Consider the following 13923-nt stretch of genomic DNA (forward strand, 5'->3'; position numbering starts at 1 on the left):
TGGTCTGCACACCGACCCCCGGCGGCCCGCCACCGACAGCGCCGCGATGGCGACGCCTCCCCTGCTCAGGACGGGGGCGGCCGTGCAGACCAGGCCCGGCTGGTACTCCTCGTCGTCGAAGGCCACGCCGGTGCGGCGGATCGCGTCCAGTTCGGCGGCCAGTTCGTCCGCCCGGCAGACCGTCCGATCCGTGAACCGGCCCAGGGCTCCGTCCATGGCGCGCTCGGCCGCCCGGGAGTCGTAGGCCAGCAGCACCTTTCCGACCGCCGTGGCGTGGGCGGGCAGCCGGCCCCCGATGCGTGAGGGCACGGACGCGCTGCGGTGTCCGTAGAGCTTGGCCAGGTAGACGACGGACGTGTCGTGCAGCACCGCCAGGTGCACGGTCTCGCGGGTCGCCTCGTACAGGTCGGCGAGGTAGGGCAGCAGGAAGTCGCGGACGTGTTCGGCGTCGGGTGCGTAGACGGCGCGTCCGAGGTGGTGCAGGCGCTCTCCGAGCCGGTAGCCGGTGCCGACACGTTCGACGACGCCGTTGCGCTCCAGCATGCCGAGGACCCGGTGCGCGGTGGACTTGCTCAGCCGCGCCCGGCGGGCCAGTTCGCTCACCCCTGCCCCGCCGTTCGTCCTGTCGCCCAGTGCGACGAGGAGGCTGATGGCCTTGTCGACAGCGGCCCGGTCGTCACGCTCGGGACCGACGAGGGTGGCGGTCATCGTGTCTCACCTCGGCTTGCAGCAGCGGCGTCACTTTCAGTGAACCTTTTGTCAAACTTTACGGTACAAGCATGCGAACTGCGCAGGCGTCCGTCAACAATGACGGGGTGACCATTAAAAGTGACACCTTGGCCCATGAGAACGAGCTCGTCGCCCGCAACGTCCGCCGCTTCCGGCTGGAGAGGGCCATGTCGCTCGGCGAACTCGCCCGCCGCTCCGGCCTGTCCAAGCAGACGCTGTCGAAGATCGAGCAGGGATCGGGCAACCCGACCGTGGAGACCCTGTCCCTCCTGGGAGCCGCCCTGGACGTCCCCGCGCGCCGGCTCCTGACCGAATGGGGCACACCCGTCTACGTACAGCGGCAGGCCGACGGCGAATGGCTGCGGGCGGCGCACGGCAGCGAACGCGTCCTGGACGAGACCTACGGCTCCGGTTACGTCCGCACCCTCGTCCTGCGCCTCGAACGCGGCTCCACGGCCCCCCAGCCACTCCCACCACAGGCCGCCGGAACCCTGCACCACCTCTACGTCGTCACCGGCAAGCTGCGCACCGGACCGCTCACCGAGCCCGTCGACCTCGCCGCCGGCGATTTCGTCCGCTTCCCCGGCGACATCCCCTACCGGCACGTCTGCCTCAGCGAACGCGTCGTCGCGCACATGGTCACCACCATCCCCCAGGTACGGCAGGTCGGCCCGAGCCGCGCCAAGGGTGAGTGAGCGCGCCGCCCGCCGTGGTGCGCCCGGTGGCCGCGGCGTCATCCCGGCCGGCGCCGGGAGGCGGACTCCAGGTCGCGGAACGTCCTCCAGCACACGGCCAGCGCGCCCGCGAAGACGGGGAGCCAGGCGAGGCGGGCCGGCAGCCAGAGCAGGGTGTCCGGCACCGTGTGCAGGCCGAAGAGGCGCTGCCCCAGGCCGAGGGAGATCACGGTGGTGGCGAGCAGGGCCGTCTGGTGCCACAGGAACACCGTCAGGGCCGAGAGATTGAGCAGTGCCACCGCCGCCCAGCACAACTGACGGGGCGTCGCACGGGGTGAGCCGCGTCGCGTCCGCCGGGGGCCCGGGGCCGGCCGTTCCCGTCGCCGTCCGACGAGCCGGCCCAGCGGGCCGTACAGCAGCAGCCCGGCACCGCACTGGGCCAGCCCGAAGCAGACCGCCGCGAGGCTCGGCGGGTCGAGGTTGGACGGACCGGCCCCGGGGACGCCGACCATGCTCGCCGGGTAACCGCCCCACACCACCAGGGCCGCCACCCCGGTCGCGCCGCCGACGAGCATGCCGGCGGCGCACCGGGGACGGACCGGGCCGCCGCCCGCCCGGAGCACGCCCAGCGCGTAGGGCACCAGCCAGCCGGCCGGGACGTTCCACGCACGCAGGGTGTCGGCCCATCCCGAGCCGTCCGACAGCCCCTGGGCGACGTCGAGGGCAGCGACCAGGAGGAAGGCGGCGGCCGCGCAGCGGGCCGGGCACCGGCGTATCAGCGGGGTGGCCGCCGTGAGCAGGAGGTACACCCCCAGGAACCAGAGCGGGGACAGCGCCAGTTTCAGAAGGGTCCGGATCGTCTCGGCGGCCACGCCCGCCGCGACGAGCCCCAGCAGCACCAGCGACCAGGTCACCACGAGGGCCGCCGTCGGTCCCAGCAGATGCCGCAGGCGCCGCGCGAGCCAGCCGCGGTAACGCTCGCCGCGTCCCCTCGCCGCGGCGTAACTCCTGGCGCCGACCTGGCCCCCGACGAAGAAGAAGACGGCGAGCGTCTGGAACAGCCAGGTCAGCGGGGTGAGGGCCGGCAGGTGGCGCAGCGGGCTGTCGCCCGCCAGGTGGCCGCCCGCGCGCAGGACGACGGCGGTCACCAGCCAGTGGCCGATCACCACCCCGAGCACGGCGAACGCCCGCAGGACGTCGAGCGCACGGTCCCGGGAGGCCGGGGTCCTCGCGTCGATCCGCAGGGCCAGCAGGTGCAGGCGGTCGGTGAGGGCCGTCCCGCGGGGTCCGCTCGGCGCGGCCGGGGAGGCGGGCCGGACTTCCGGGTGGGGCCGAGCCTCAGCCATGGCGCACCTCCGCGCCGCGCCCCAGGGCGACGAGGGCGATGTTGCGCAGGGAGAGACCACCGGGCCGCAGATACGAACTGTGGTCGGCCGCGCCCGTGGGAAGGGCCGTGGCACCGAACCCCGGGGACACCGGGTCGGCACCGAAACCCACGGTGCCGCCGAACAGTCCGATGCGGGTGTGGGGCACCTCGGCTATCCCGTCCCGGCTCCCCCGGCCCGCCCAGACGGGTATGTCCGCGCCGAGTTCGGCGGCCGATCCGACACCGAGACCGGGGCTGCCGAACACCACCACCCCCGCGGGCCGCGGCCACGCCCGACCGGCCGGCCCGCGCACCGCGTCCGCGCACACCACGGAACCGTACGAATGACACAGGAGGGTGACCGCGGCGGACGCGTTGACCCGCCGCAGGGCGCGCAGTTGGGCACGGAGCCGGACACCACCCGCCGCCGCGCGCGCGTCGGTCACCACATCGCGGCTCTGCGTACGGGGTGCCCGGTAGCCGTACCAGGCGACGACGGCGACCCGTGTGCCGGGCGCCAGGGCGCGCATCCCGTCGTACAGCGCGCGGGCACCGCCGCCCACCGAGCCGTACGGGGTGCCGGCGTCGTCGAAGGTGTCAACGGTGGTGTCCGAACCGGGCACCAGCACGGCGACGCGCCGCGCGTGCGCCAGGTCCCCGAGGACCTCCACGGCCTGTCCGTCGCCCTCGGCGTCGAACGCGAGGAAGTTCCTTCCCCCGGACCCGAGACGCCCGAGCGCGCGGGCGCGTGCGTCGTCGCCCATACGGCGCGCGGCCTCCGCCGCCTCGGCGATGTACGCATGGTGGGCCGCGTACCGGAGGGGGAGGTTGTCCGCGGTGGGCGGGGGAAGCGCGGGCGCCGCGGGGAGACCGGGTACGGCCGTTGCCGCACCGGCCGTGACAGCGACGACAAGGCTTCCGGCCACGAGCACCGCCCGTATGCCGTGCCCGATCCGGACGGCGCGCGGGCCGCGCCGCTTCCTGACACGGTTTCCGGCACCGGTCGCGCTCTCGGTGAGGGTCGTGTGACTGTTCGACGACATGTCGTCATCGTCTGCCGCGCCACCGGGCCGGAACCAGCGTGCCACCTCCCGGATCACGGGTTCGGATATCCGCACCCGAGCGCCCACGCGGTGGTGTGGGCGTGCGGTCGTCCGGCGGGTGACCGGCGGCGCCCGGGGCGCTCTGTGGCGTGATGGTCGTTTTCAGGTGAGGGTGCGACGCGGAGACGCGAGCGGCGGTCGAGGAACCGCGCGGAATCCCGCGGGAGGGCGCCGGCGGCCGGGCACCGCCGGGCCGGGCCATGGCCGGGAACACACCTTCCCGAGGTGACGGCACAATAGGGGGCAGCACCGACCCAGGAGACGAAGGACCGATGGAATTCCGCGACGATGTGGATCTCGATGCCTCTCAGGTGGAGGACCGCGGCAGCGGTGTCCCCGGAGGGGGACTCATGCTCGGCGGCGGCGCCCTCGGCATCATCGTCCTGGTCGGGGCGCTGCTCCTCGGCGTCAACCCGGCCAGCCTGTTCAGCGGTGGTGGCGGTGCGCAGTCCTCCGCGCCGCGGCAGGGAACGGACCTGTCCGAGAAGTGCCGCAAGGGCAGTGACGCCAACCAGTCGGAGAAGTGCCGGGTGGTGGGCGTCGTCAACAGCATCCAGCACTACTGGCAGGGCGCCTTCACCGAGCGCGGCGAGCGGCCGTACACCAAGGCCCGGACCAACCTGTTCTCCGGCCATGTGAACACGGGCTGCGGCGAGGCCACCTCCGCCGTGGGGCCGTTCTACTGCCCGGCCGACCACAATGCCTACTTCGACCTCGGGTTCTTCGACGAGCTGGAGCAGCGCTTCGGGGCCAAGGGCGGCCCGTTCGCGCAGGCGTATGTGATCGCCCACGAGTACGGCCACCATGTGCAGAACCTGCTGGGCACCATGAACCGCGTCGGCCGGGACCGCCAGGGCGCCAACAGCGCGTCGGTCCGGCTGGAGCTCCAGGCCGACTGCTACGCCGGGGTCTGGGCCAAGAACGCGGTCGACACCGGTTTCTACAAGAAGCCGTTCACCGACAACGACATCCGCGAGGCCCTCGACGCCGCGGCGGCGGTCGGTGACGACCGTATCCAGGAGCGCGCCCAAGGCCGCGTCAACCCGGAAGCCTGGACGCACGGCAGCTCGCAGCAGCGGGTGAAGTGGTTCACCACCGGGTACAGCACGGGCTCCGCCGCCCAGTGCGACACCTTCTCCGGCGCCATCTGAGGGCGCGGGACGGGGCGACGGCGACCCCGTCCGGGCCCCGTCGGTCACTCACGCGACGGGGCGTCGTACCGGGAGCTTCCCGGCACACGGGGCTGCTGTTGACCCGGGTGCCGTGTGGTGCGAGTCCGGGGCCGTGTACTGGGGGCGCGGCCCCGGACGCGGGGTGCCGCGGGTCAGCAGAGGGCCGAGGCGGGGAGGCCGCCGTACTGGTCTCCCTTGAGGTAGACGGCGCTGACGTAGCCTTCGGCCAGGCGGACCCAGACGTCGTTGGTGTAGCCGTGGTCCGTGATGGTCTGGCCGTGCTTCCAGCAGGAGGCTCCGCGTACTTCTCCGGCGGCCATGTGGCCGACGATGCCGGACGAGGTGTTGGCGTCGGCCCGTATGTTGACGGCCTCGTAGGCCGTCACCCCGTACGGGAGGCCGGCCGGGGCCGCCTCCGCGCCCGCGGCTCCGCCCAGCAGCAGCCCCGCGGCCAGGGTCCCCACGCCTACCGTGGCGGACAGCTTCTTTCTCAGTGCCATGCCGGTGGTTCCTCTCCGGTGGTCAACGGTGTGACGAGGACCGAGTCAACTCAACGCCGCAGCACGGCAGAAGGCCGGAACCGGTCATCGCTGCCCGGCCGGTCCAAACGCCCGTGCTGCGGCGCGGTTTCCGCGCCCGCCTCTCCCCGCGTCGCACGGCTCCGCACCCGACCGGCCGGCGGCAGAACGGAACCAGAGGCACCGTTTTCCGCCAGCGGTGTCCGTAACCGACCGGCCCCGGCGCGCGGGACGTCCCGCACCCCTCGCGGTCCGGAAATCACCGGCCGGAAATGATCGGCTGCGTCCGGCCAAGATTGGCCGGAAAGCACGGAATCAACCACCGGGAAAACAGTTCGCATCGAGAAGATGGCGGCCGGTAAAGACTCGTCAAGGATTGTGTTTTCCCTTGCCGCCGCAGAGGGAGTCCGTGGCCTGATTGACGGGGTGCCTCCCCGGGCATGGTCGGCCATTATGCGGGCGGCTTGATCAAGACGTGGTGTGGCGTCAAACGTGCGTTGACAGCGAGTTGATCACTTTGTTTGACTGTGCCCGTCGTCGCCCGAATCGGGCGTCTGGTCGGCATTCCGAGGTTCAGGGAGCTGGAGCGGTGACGAAAGACCTGGGCATCGCGGACGAGTTGCGCGGGGGCCTTGCCGGGCTTGAGGGCAATGCCGTCGTGGATACCAGCTGTCTGCATGTGCCGCCGGTCCGCGGGGAAATGCGCGGGCCCGCCCCCAAGACCCTGACGACCCCGCCCGGCGCGGGAGACCAGGGGTAACTCACCCCGGGCGGGAATTTCCTCCCGCCCTCGCGGTAACCCTTCCTGGCCGCCTCGGCACAGGATGCGCCGCCACGCCACAAGTTCATTCTTTCCTCTGTCTTTTCCGGCACCCGGCATCTTCTTCGGCCGGTACCCGCTGTGGGCGCCGGCCCGTACCCCGATGCCTCTGCCGCCTTCTTGTGCGGCCTTCCGGAAACATTGTCGTTGAAGGAGAAAAGATGCAGGTCCGAAGCCTCAAAGATGTCATGGGGACCGATCGCGACGTCGACTGGGGAAACGGCCGGAGCTACCGGCTCCTCGTCGATGACGACGGAATGGGCTACAGCGTGTGCCACACGGTGGTGAAAGCCGGGACCACCTCCCTTCTCCAGTACCGCAATCACTTGGAAGCCTGCTACTGCATTGCGGGCGAGGGGGAGGTCGAGGACATGGACGGAAACGTCTATCCGATCCGCCCCGGTGATATCTACGTCCTCGACAAACACGACCAGCACTACCTGCGCGGCGGCCGTGACTGCGACCTGGTCCTGGTCAGTGTCTTCAATCCCCCCTTGAAGGGGACGGAGCGGCACGACCTGGTGGAGTCCGGGGCGTCCAGTTACTGATCCGCGTTTCCTGCCGCCCTTTCCCCGGCGGCGGCCGCATTCCGGCACGGCATCCCAGCACATCGACCCGAGAACGAGGTAGTGGCATGACAACGTCTCAGGCACAGGCAGCCGTCGATCTCACCGGCGTCAACGTCTTCGTCGGCGGACCGATCCAGTACGCGATCGAGGCCGACGGCTTCTATTCACCGCTCCAGCGCGCCCTGCACGGCATCATCGAGGCCGTCAAGGAGGCCAACGGCACCGTGTTCTCGGCGCATGTCGCCGAGAAGTTCGGCGCCGACACCCCGCTGTTCTCCCCCCGTCAGGTCTCGGTCCGTGACTTCGACTGGATGCAGCGCTGCGACGTCTTCGTCCCGGTGTTACCGGTGCGGGACGACGCGCTGCTGCGGACGGACGGGACCCATGTCGAACTGGGCTGGGCGTCCGCGCTGCGCAAGCCCATCAAGCTGGTGACGCAGCAGCCCGTGGTCTCCAGCGCCAGCCACCTGCTGCGCGGGCTGCCGGCCATCGCCGACGTCTCGCTGTTCGACGTCCACGAGGTGGCCGAGAGCCCGGCGGAGCTGCTGGAGTCCGTGGCACGGGACGTCCACACGGCCGTCGGCGCCGCCTCGTGACGGCCTGCGCCACGCCGGACCCCGGAGCGGACGGCGACGGGGCCGCGCGGACGCGGGCGTCCGTCCTCGGTCTGGACCTCTCCTCGCCGGTCGTGGTCGGTTCCGGACTGCTCACCGACCAGGAACGCAACATCCGGCGGCTGCTGACCGCCGGGGCGGGTGCGGTGGTGACCAAGACGATTCACCCGGCCCCGCCCCGCTCCGGGAACGAGCGCCTGTTCCGGCTGCCCACCGGCATGCTCAACAGCACCATGTACTCGCACCGGAGCGTCGAGGAATGGTGCGAGGTGCTCCGCGGCTTCGCCCGCGACGGCCTGCCCGTGATCGCCTCCGTGCACGCCGACACCCCCGAGGAACTCGGCGCCCTGGCCGAACGTGTCACCGACACCGGCTGCCGGGCCCTCGAACTGGGCATCTCGTGCATGAACGAGGAGGGCGGCCTCGGGGACACCCCCGAACGCGTCGCCGCCTACACCTCGGCGGTACGCGCCCGGACCCCGCTGCCGTTCAGCGTGAAACTCGCGGCCGGTGAAGGCACCCGGGAGCGCGTCACGGCGGCGGTCGGCGCCGGCGCCGACGCGATCACCCTGAGCGACACCATCGCCGGACTGGCCGTCGACGCCGACACCGGAAAGGTCGAACTGGGCGGCGTCTACGGCTACTCCGGCCCCGGCATCAAACCCCTCGTGCTCGCCGAGATCTACGCCCTGCGCCAGAGCGGCGTGACGGTGCCCATCCTGGGCTGCGGCGGTGTCCAGGAGGCCCGCGACGTCGTCGAATACCTCAGTGTGGGTGCCGACGTCGTCCAGGTGTACACCGCGCTGCACAAGAACATGCACGAGTCCTTCGACGCCATCCGGCGCGGCACACAGGCATGGCTGCGCGTCCACCGCACCTCCGTCGGGGAGCTGGTGGGCCGCGGCCTGGACAGGGGGGAGGAGCCATGCGCCCACGCGCGCTGAACGTACGCCACTACGGCGACCTGACCAGTTCCGAGGTCGCCGAGGCCGTGGAGGGCGCCACCCTGGTGTGGCCGATCGGCGGGCTGGAACAGCACGGGCCGCATCTGCCGCTGTCGGTGGACCTCGACATCCCCCGGGCGATGGGGGCCGAGATCGCCGCCGCGACGGACGGCATCCTGCTGCCCGCCCTGCCCGTCTCGGCGCGTTCCCTGCCGCAGAGCGGCGGCGGACTGCACTTCCCGGGCACCGTGTACCTGCGCGGCACCACCATGATCCACGCCGTCGCGGACTGCCTGACCGCGCTGGCCCGGCTGCGGCCCGGCCGGCTGATCGTCGTCAACGGGCACTTCGAGAACGAGGCCCTGCTGTTCGAGGCGATCGACGGCTGCCGGCCGGCCGAGACGTTCCCCGGCACCGAGATCCTGGCGTTCAGCTGGTGGAGCCTGGTGGAGGACAGCTGGGTCGCCGAACACCTCCCCGAATTCCCCGGATGGCACGCGGAGCACGCCGGCATCACCGAGACCAGCCTGATGATGTATCTGCGACCGGAGGCCGTCCGCGCCGAGCGCCCCGGACACGACACACCGCCCCGGGCCGGGGTGTACGTCCATCCCCTGGACGTCGCGCGGATGTCGAACCAGGGTGTCCTCTCCTCGACCGCCGGCGCCTCCGCGGAACTCGGCGAGCGGCTGTTCTGGCACGTGGTGGACGGCGTCCGCGACACGGTGCGTTCGGGATACGGGGTGCGGCGTGCCTGACCTCACGACAGCGACAGGAGCGCACGGCGTGCACGAGCCCGAAGCAGCCCTTCCCACGGTCGTCGTCTGCAACGCCGTGGACACCCTGCGCGGTATCGCCGAACGCGCCGGCAGCCCCGGCGCGGCCGAGGAGATCCTCGCGGAGTGCTTCGCGCAGCAGGACCAGTCCCTCTTCTGGGGCCCCGACCACAAACTCCTCGTCACCTCCCGGCCGATCCGCGAACTGGCCTGGCAGACGGAGTTCCTGGGACTGCCCGACGTGGTCAACCTCTGTCCCGCGGCGGACTCGGGTTCGCTGTTCGCCGACCTCATGGCTGACGACCGGCTGCTGGCGGCCCTGCTGGACCACATCGGCCCCGGCCGCCGGTTCCGGCTCATCCCCCACACCACGACGCCCGACCTGTGGGCCTTCGCCGACCTGCTGCGCGAGAGGTACGGCGTGACCGCCGAACTCCCGGAAAGCTGCCGGGAGCAGGAGCTGCGCGACCACCTCGACACCAAGAGCGGGCTGCGGTCCCTGGTCGCCGAGGCCGGACTGGCCCGGCCGTCCTGCCGGGTGGCGCAGGGCACGCACTGCGCCGACCGGGACGAGGCCCGCGCCGCGGTCGTCCGCCTGCTCGGCACCGGTACGCCCTGCATCGTCAAGGCCGACAAGGGCGAGGCCAGCGTCGGCCTGCTGATCTTCCGTCCCGGTGACGACGAGGACACGGTGGCCCGGGCCCTGGAGGAGAGCACGTTCTACGGGAACGACACCATCGTCGTCGAGGAGTACATCGACGGCGAGGACGTCGTCTTTCCCTCGGTGGAGTACGTCGTGCCCGAGGACCCGGCCGGTGAGCCCGTCCTCACCCATGTGTGCGAGATGCTCTTCGACGGCGCGACCCGGCTGCGGGGCAATGTCACCTCCGGTTCGCTGAGCGGGGCCGCGTGGTACGCGCCGTTCGTCGAAGGCAGCCGGGCGGTCGCGGAGGAACTCCAGCGCCGCGGCTACCGGGGTCACTTCGGTATCGACGCGGTCGCCCGGGGCGGCGAGGTGTTCCTGCTGGACCTCAACGCGCGGCGTACGGGATCCACCCATGTGCACGACTTCGCGGTGCGTTTCCTGGGGCCCGACTATCTGCGTCATCACACCGTCGGCAACTACGATTTCTATGGTTTGCCCGAGGACTCCACGCTCGCCGATGTCCTGCACCGGCTGGGCCCGTTGGTCCGTCCCCCCGGACGGTCCGAGCGCGGCGTCGTCCCCTGCGAGCTGACCGGACTCGACACGGGCCGGCTCAGCTGCCTGATCCACGCGCCGTCCCTGGCGGCATTCCACGATCTGACCCAACAGGTCCACGACACCATTCAGCAAGGTTGATTCATCCGTGAACACAGGCACGACGACGGCGAAGGGCAACCGCTGGCTCATCCTGGCGGTGGTGGCGGGCTGCTTCCTGCCCGTGGCGGCCGACGCGACCATCTTGAACGTGGCGGTCCCCACCCTCACCGAAACGCTGGGCGCCTCGGCACGCCATGTGCTGTGGATCGCCGACATCTACCCGCTGATGATGGTGGGGCTGGTGTTGGTGACCGGCCCGCTCGGCGACCGCATCGGGCACAAACGGCTGCTGCTGACCGGGCTCGCCGTCTTCGCCGTCTCGTCCCTGGCGTGCGCGGAGGCGTTCTCCCCGATCGCCCTGATCGCCGCGCGGGCGGCCCTGGCCACCGGCGCCTCCATGATCATCCCGGCCACCCTGGCGATCATCCGTCAGGTGTTCCACGACGACCGGGAACGTGCCATCGCCATCGGCGTGTGGAGCGCGGTCGCCGCGGGCGGCGCCGCGGTGGGGCCGGTGGCCGGCGGCCTGCTGCTGGAACACTTCTGGTGGGGAGCGGTCTTCCTCATCAACGTTCCGCTGGCCGCGGCGTGCGCGCTGCTGGTCTCGACGCTGCTCGCCAACCGGCCGGCGCAGGAGAAGGAACCGTGGGAGCCGCTCTCCCCGGTCCTGGGCATCCTCGCGGGTGTCGGTCTGGTCTACGCCGTCAAGGCCGTCACCCATCGCGGCACTCCCTGGTGGGAGGCGACCGTACCGGGCGTGGTGGGGCTGGTGGCGCTGGTGTGGTTCATCCGGCGCCAGCTCGCCTCCTCCCGGCCGATGCTGGACCTCTCCCTCTTCCGCGAGAAGTCCTTCCGCGCGGGCACCATCGCGGCCACCGTGCCGGTGTTCGTCCTCGTCGGCTTCGAGCTGCAACTCGCCCAGGACCTCCAGTTCGTGCTGGGCATGTCGCCGCGCGAGGCCGGCCTGTTCCTGCTGCCGATGCCCCTGGCGACGTTCGCCGCCGGACCGCTCGCCGGATTCCTGGTCTCCCGCCACGGGCTGCGCCTGGTCATCCCCGCCGGACTGGCCGTCGCCGCCTGCGGCTACGTCGGAGTCTTCGCGTCCGCGGGGCGGCACAGCTCCGTGCTCCTGACGGTTTCCCTGATCCTCATCGGTGCCGGACACGGAGCCGTCCAGACCGTCGCCTCCGACGCGATCATGACGGGCGCGCCGCCCGAGCAGGCGGGCGCCGCCGCCTCCATCGAGTCCGTTTCCTACGAGGTCGGCGCCGGACTCGGCATCGCGCTGCTGGGCAGCCTCATGGCCGGCCTGTACGCGCGGAACTTCACCCTGCCTCCCGCAGCGGGCACCGATGTCCCCGCCACGGCGTCGGACTCCATCGGCGAGGCCGTGTCCGCGGCGGACCACCTGCCCGCTCCCGCCGCCCGTGCGGTCGTCTCCGCGGCGCGGGACGCCTTCACCGCGGGCTACCGCATCACCGCCGTCGTGGCGGCCGCGATCGTCACCGCTGTCGCCGTGGGCACCGTCGTGGCCCTGCGCAACGGCGCCTCGTCCGCCTCCGGACCGCGGTCGTCCTCGGAGGAGCCGGCGGTGGAGCAGGCGTCGGCACACCGGGAGGGCTGAGCGGAGCCCGCGCGGCGTGACGGAGGGGCCCCTGCTGGACGGTCGGGTCGGCGCTGGCCGGAGGGGCCAGAACCGGTCCGGCCGGGCAGCGGAGCCCGTGCGGTACGTGTCCTGGACGGCCCCTTCGCCGGGCCGGTTGTCCGACGCCGCGTAAGTCAGCACCAGGTCAGCGCAGGAGCCGGCACCGCATCACCACACGCCTCGAACAGCACAGCCGTCGCGGCAACGGATGCACGCTCTTGGGCGGCCTTCACGCGTCCCGGCAGCCACCACTCATGGCGATCGCGCACATACCTTGCCCCCATAACTGTGGAGACCGGCACCATACCCCCCTGATCTGCACGTTTCTACCGTGTGGCAACACCGAAACGCCTCCGTGCGCTGTCCGAAAGTGGTGCCCATGGCCGCCCCCGCTTCCGCTCCCCCGACGTCCGGCGGTATCGCCCGTGTCGTCGCCGCCAGTCTGATCGGCACCACCGTGGAGTGGTACGACTTCTTCCTCTACGGGTCGGCGGCCGCGCTGGTGTTCCACACCTTGTTCTTCCCGGCCGGTGATCCGCTGGCGGGGACGCTGATCGCGTTCGTCACCTATGCCATCGGGTTCGCGGCGCGGCCGCTGGGCGCGGTGGTCTTCGGGCACTTCGGTGACCGGGCGGGGCGCAAGAAGCTGCTGGTGGTCAGTCTGCTGATGATGGGCGGATCGACGTTCGCCATGGGGTTGCTGCCCACCTACGGGACCCTCGGTATCGGTGCGCCGGTCCTGTTGACCGTGCTGCGTCTGGTGCAGGGGTTTGCGCTGGGTGGTGAGTGGGGCGGGGCGGTGCTGATCGTCTCCGAGCACGGTGGGGCGCGGCACCGCGGGTTCTGGGCCTCGTGGCCGCAGGCCGGGGCGCCCGGCGGGAACCTCCTGGCGACGGGGGTGCTGGCGCTGCTCGCCGCCGTCCAGTCGGAGGAGGCGTTCCTCGCGTGGGGCTGGCGGGTCCCGTTCCTGCTCTCCGGCGTTCTGGTCGTCATCGGGTTGTGGATCCGTGTGTCGGTCGCGGAGTCGCCGGTGTTCCTCGCGGCCAGAGCCACGGCGGAGGCGGCCGAGGCGCGGGGCGTCAAGGACAGGGCGCCGGTCGTGGAGGTGTTCCGCAGGAGCTGGCGGGAGGTGCTGGGGGCGGTCGGTATCCGCTTCGGCGAGAACATCGCGTACTACGTCCTCACCTCGTTCATCCTGGTGTACGTCACCACGCGTCTGGAACTGCCGAAGGGCACCGCCCTCAACGCCGTGCTGATCGGCTCGGCCGTCCACTTCGTCACCATTCCGCTGTGGGGCGCCCTTTCCGACCGGCTGGGCCGCAGGCCCGTCACGCTGATCGGCGCTGTGGGCACGGCGCTGTGGGCGTTCGCGTTCTTCGCGCTCGCCGACACGGGGTCGTTCGCCGTGATCACGCTGGCGGTCACCGTCGGTCTGCTGCTGCACGGCGCGATGTACGGGCCGCAGGCCGCGTTCGTCTCGGAGATGTTCGACACCAAGGTCCGCTACTCCGGCGCGTCGGTGGGCTCCCAGCTCGCGTCCATCGTCGCCGGGGCGCTCGCCCCGATCATCGCCGTCGCGCTGCTCAGGGAGTACGGGTCCGGAACGCCGATCGCCCTGTACCTGTGCGGCGCTGCGCTGGTCACCACCGTGACCGCCGCCGTCCTGCGGGAGACCCGGGGGCGTGACCTC

General features: G+C 71.6%; 13 protein-coding genes. 9 read left to right on the plus strand and 4 right to left on the minus strand.

Annotated features, from left to right (window positions below; all coding sequences use genetic code 11):
- Positions 1 to 708 (minus strand): IclR family transcriptional regulator (locus AC51EU_RS18605; RefSeq protein WP_496268114.1); only part of this gene is annotated, 708 nt, incomplete at its 3' end.
- Positions 709 to 779: 71 nt separating this feature from the next.
- Between AC51EU_RS18605 and AC51EU_RS18610 the strand changes: the two genes are divergently transcribed.
- Positions 780 to 1424 (plus strand): helix-turn-helix domain-containing protein, encoded by a 645-nt coding sequence (locus tag AC51EU_RS18610; RefSeq protein WP_496268115.1) that lies wholly within the window; start codon positions 780 to 782, stop codon positions 1422 to 1424.
- 38 nt (positions 1425 to 1462) lie between these two features.
- Here AC51EU_RS18610 and AC51EU_RS18615 read toward each other — a convergent pair whose 3' ends face one another.
- Positions 1463 to 2749 carry an acyltransferase family protein gene (locus AC51EU_RS18615; protein ID WP_496268116.1) on the minus strand — a complete coding sequence of 429 codons (1287 nt, stop codon included), beginning with the start codon at positions 2747 to 2749 and terminating at the stop codon, positions 1463 to 1465.
- On the minus strand, positions 2742 to 3812 hold the full coding sequence (locus AC51EU_RS18620; protein WP_496268117.1) for an alpha/beta hydrolase: 1071 nt from the start codon (positions 3810 to 3812) through the stop codon (positions 2742 to 2744). Before AC51EU_RS18620 ends, AC51EU_RS18615 begins: the two co-directional genes overlap by 8 nt.
- Before the next feature lie 332 nt (positions 3813 to 4144).
- Here AC51EU_RS18620 and ypfJ point away from each other — a divergent pair, with 332 nt between their 5' ends.
- Complete coding sequence (gene ypfJ / locus AC51EU_RS18625; protein WP_496268118.1) at positions 4145 to 5023, plus strand: KPN_02809 family neutral zinc metallopeptidase; 879 nt, start codon at positions 4145 to 4147, stop codon at positions 5021 to 5023.
- 173 nt (positions 5024 to 5196) lie between these two features.
- Here ypfJ and AC51EU_RS18630 read toward each other — a convergent pair whose 3' ends face one another.
- A complete protein-coding gene (locus tag AC51EU_RS18630; RefSeq protein ID WP_496268119.1) occupies positions 5197 to 5544 on the minus strand; it encodes an SH3 domain-containing protein in 348 nt (115 codons plus the stop codon).
- Positions 5545 to 6543: 999 nt separating this feature from the next.
- Between AC51EU_RS18630 and AC51EU_RS18635 the strand changes: the two genes are divergently transcribed.
- The 7 genes from AC51EU_RS18635 to AC51EU_RS18665 form a co-directional block, all read left to right on the plus strand.
- Positions 6544 to 6930 carry an ectoine synthase gene (locus tag AC51EU_RS18635; RefSeq protein WP_496268120.1) on the plus strand — a complete coding sequence of 129 codons (387 nt, stop codon included), beginning with the start codon at positions 6544 to 6546 and terminating at the stop codon, positions 6928 to 6930.
- Positions 6931 to 7016: 86 nt separating this feature from the next.
- Positions 7017 to 7547, plus strand: a complete 531-nt coding sequence (locus AC51EU_RS18640) for a hypothetical protein (RefSeq protein WP_496268121.1) — start codon at positions 7017 to 7019, stop codon at positions 7545 to 7547.
- On the plus strand, positions 7544 to 8509 hold the full coding sequence (locus AC51EU_RS18645; RefSeq protein WP_496268122.1) for a dihydroorotate dehydrogenase: 966 nt from the start codon (positions 7544 to 7546) through the stop codon (positions 8507 to 8509). The genes AC51EU_RS18640 and AC51EU_RS18645 overlap by 4 nt, the downstream gene beginning before the upstream one ends.
- Positions 8491 to 9267 (plus strand): creatininase family protein, encoded by a 777-nt coding sequence (locus AC51EU_RS18650; RefSeq protein ID WP_496268123.1) that lies wholly within the window; start codon positions 8491 to 8493, stop codon positions 9265 to 9267. The genes AC51EU_RS18645 and AC51EU_RS18650 overlap by 19 nt, the downstream gene beginning before the upstream one ends.
- A gap of 28 nt (positions 9268 to 9295) precedes the next feature.
- Positions 9296 to 10627 carry an ATP-grasp domain-containing protein gene (locus tag AC51EU_RS18655; protein WP_496268124.1) on the plus strand — a complete coding sequence of 444 codons (1332 nt, stop codon included), beginning with the start codon at positions 9296 to 9298 and terminating at the stop codon, positions 10625 to 10627.
- A gap of 7 nt (positions 10628 to 10634) precedes the next feature.
- Positions 10635 to 12212, plus strand: coding sequence for an MFS transporter (locus AC51EU_RS18660; protein WP_496268125.1), 1578 nt, complete (start codon positions 10635 to 10637; stop codon positions 12210 to 12212).
- Positions 12213 to 12612: 400 nt separating this feature from the next.
- Positions 12613 to 13923, plus strand: a 1311-nt coding sequence (locus AC51EU_RS18665; RefSeq protein WP_496268126.1) for an MFS transporter, incomplete at its 3' end; no start/stop codon positions are given.

The sequence above is a fragment of the Candidatus Streptomyces philanthi genome (assembly GCF_059553635.1).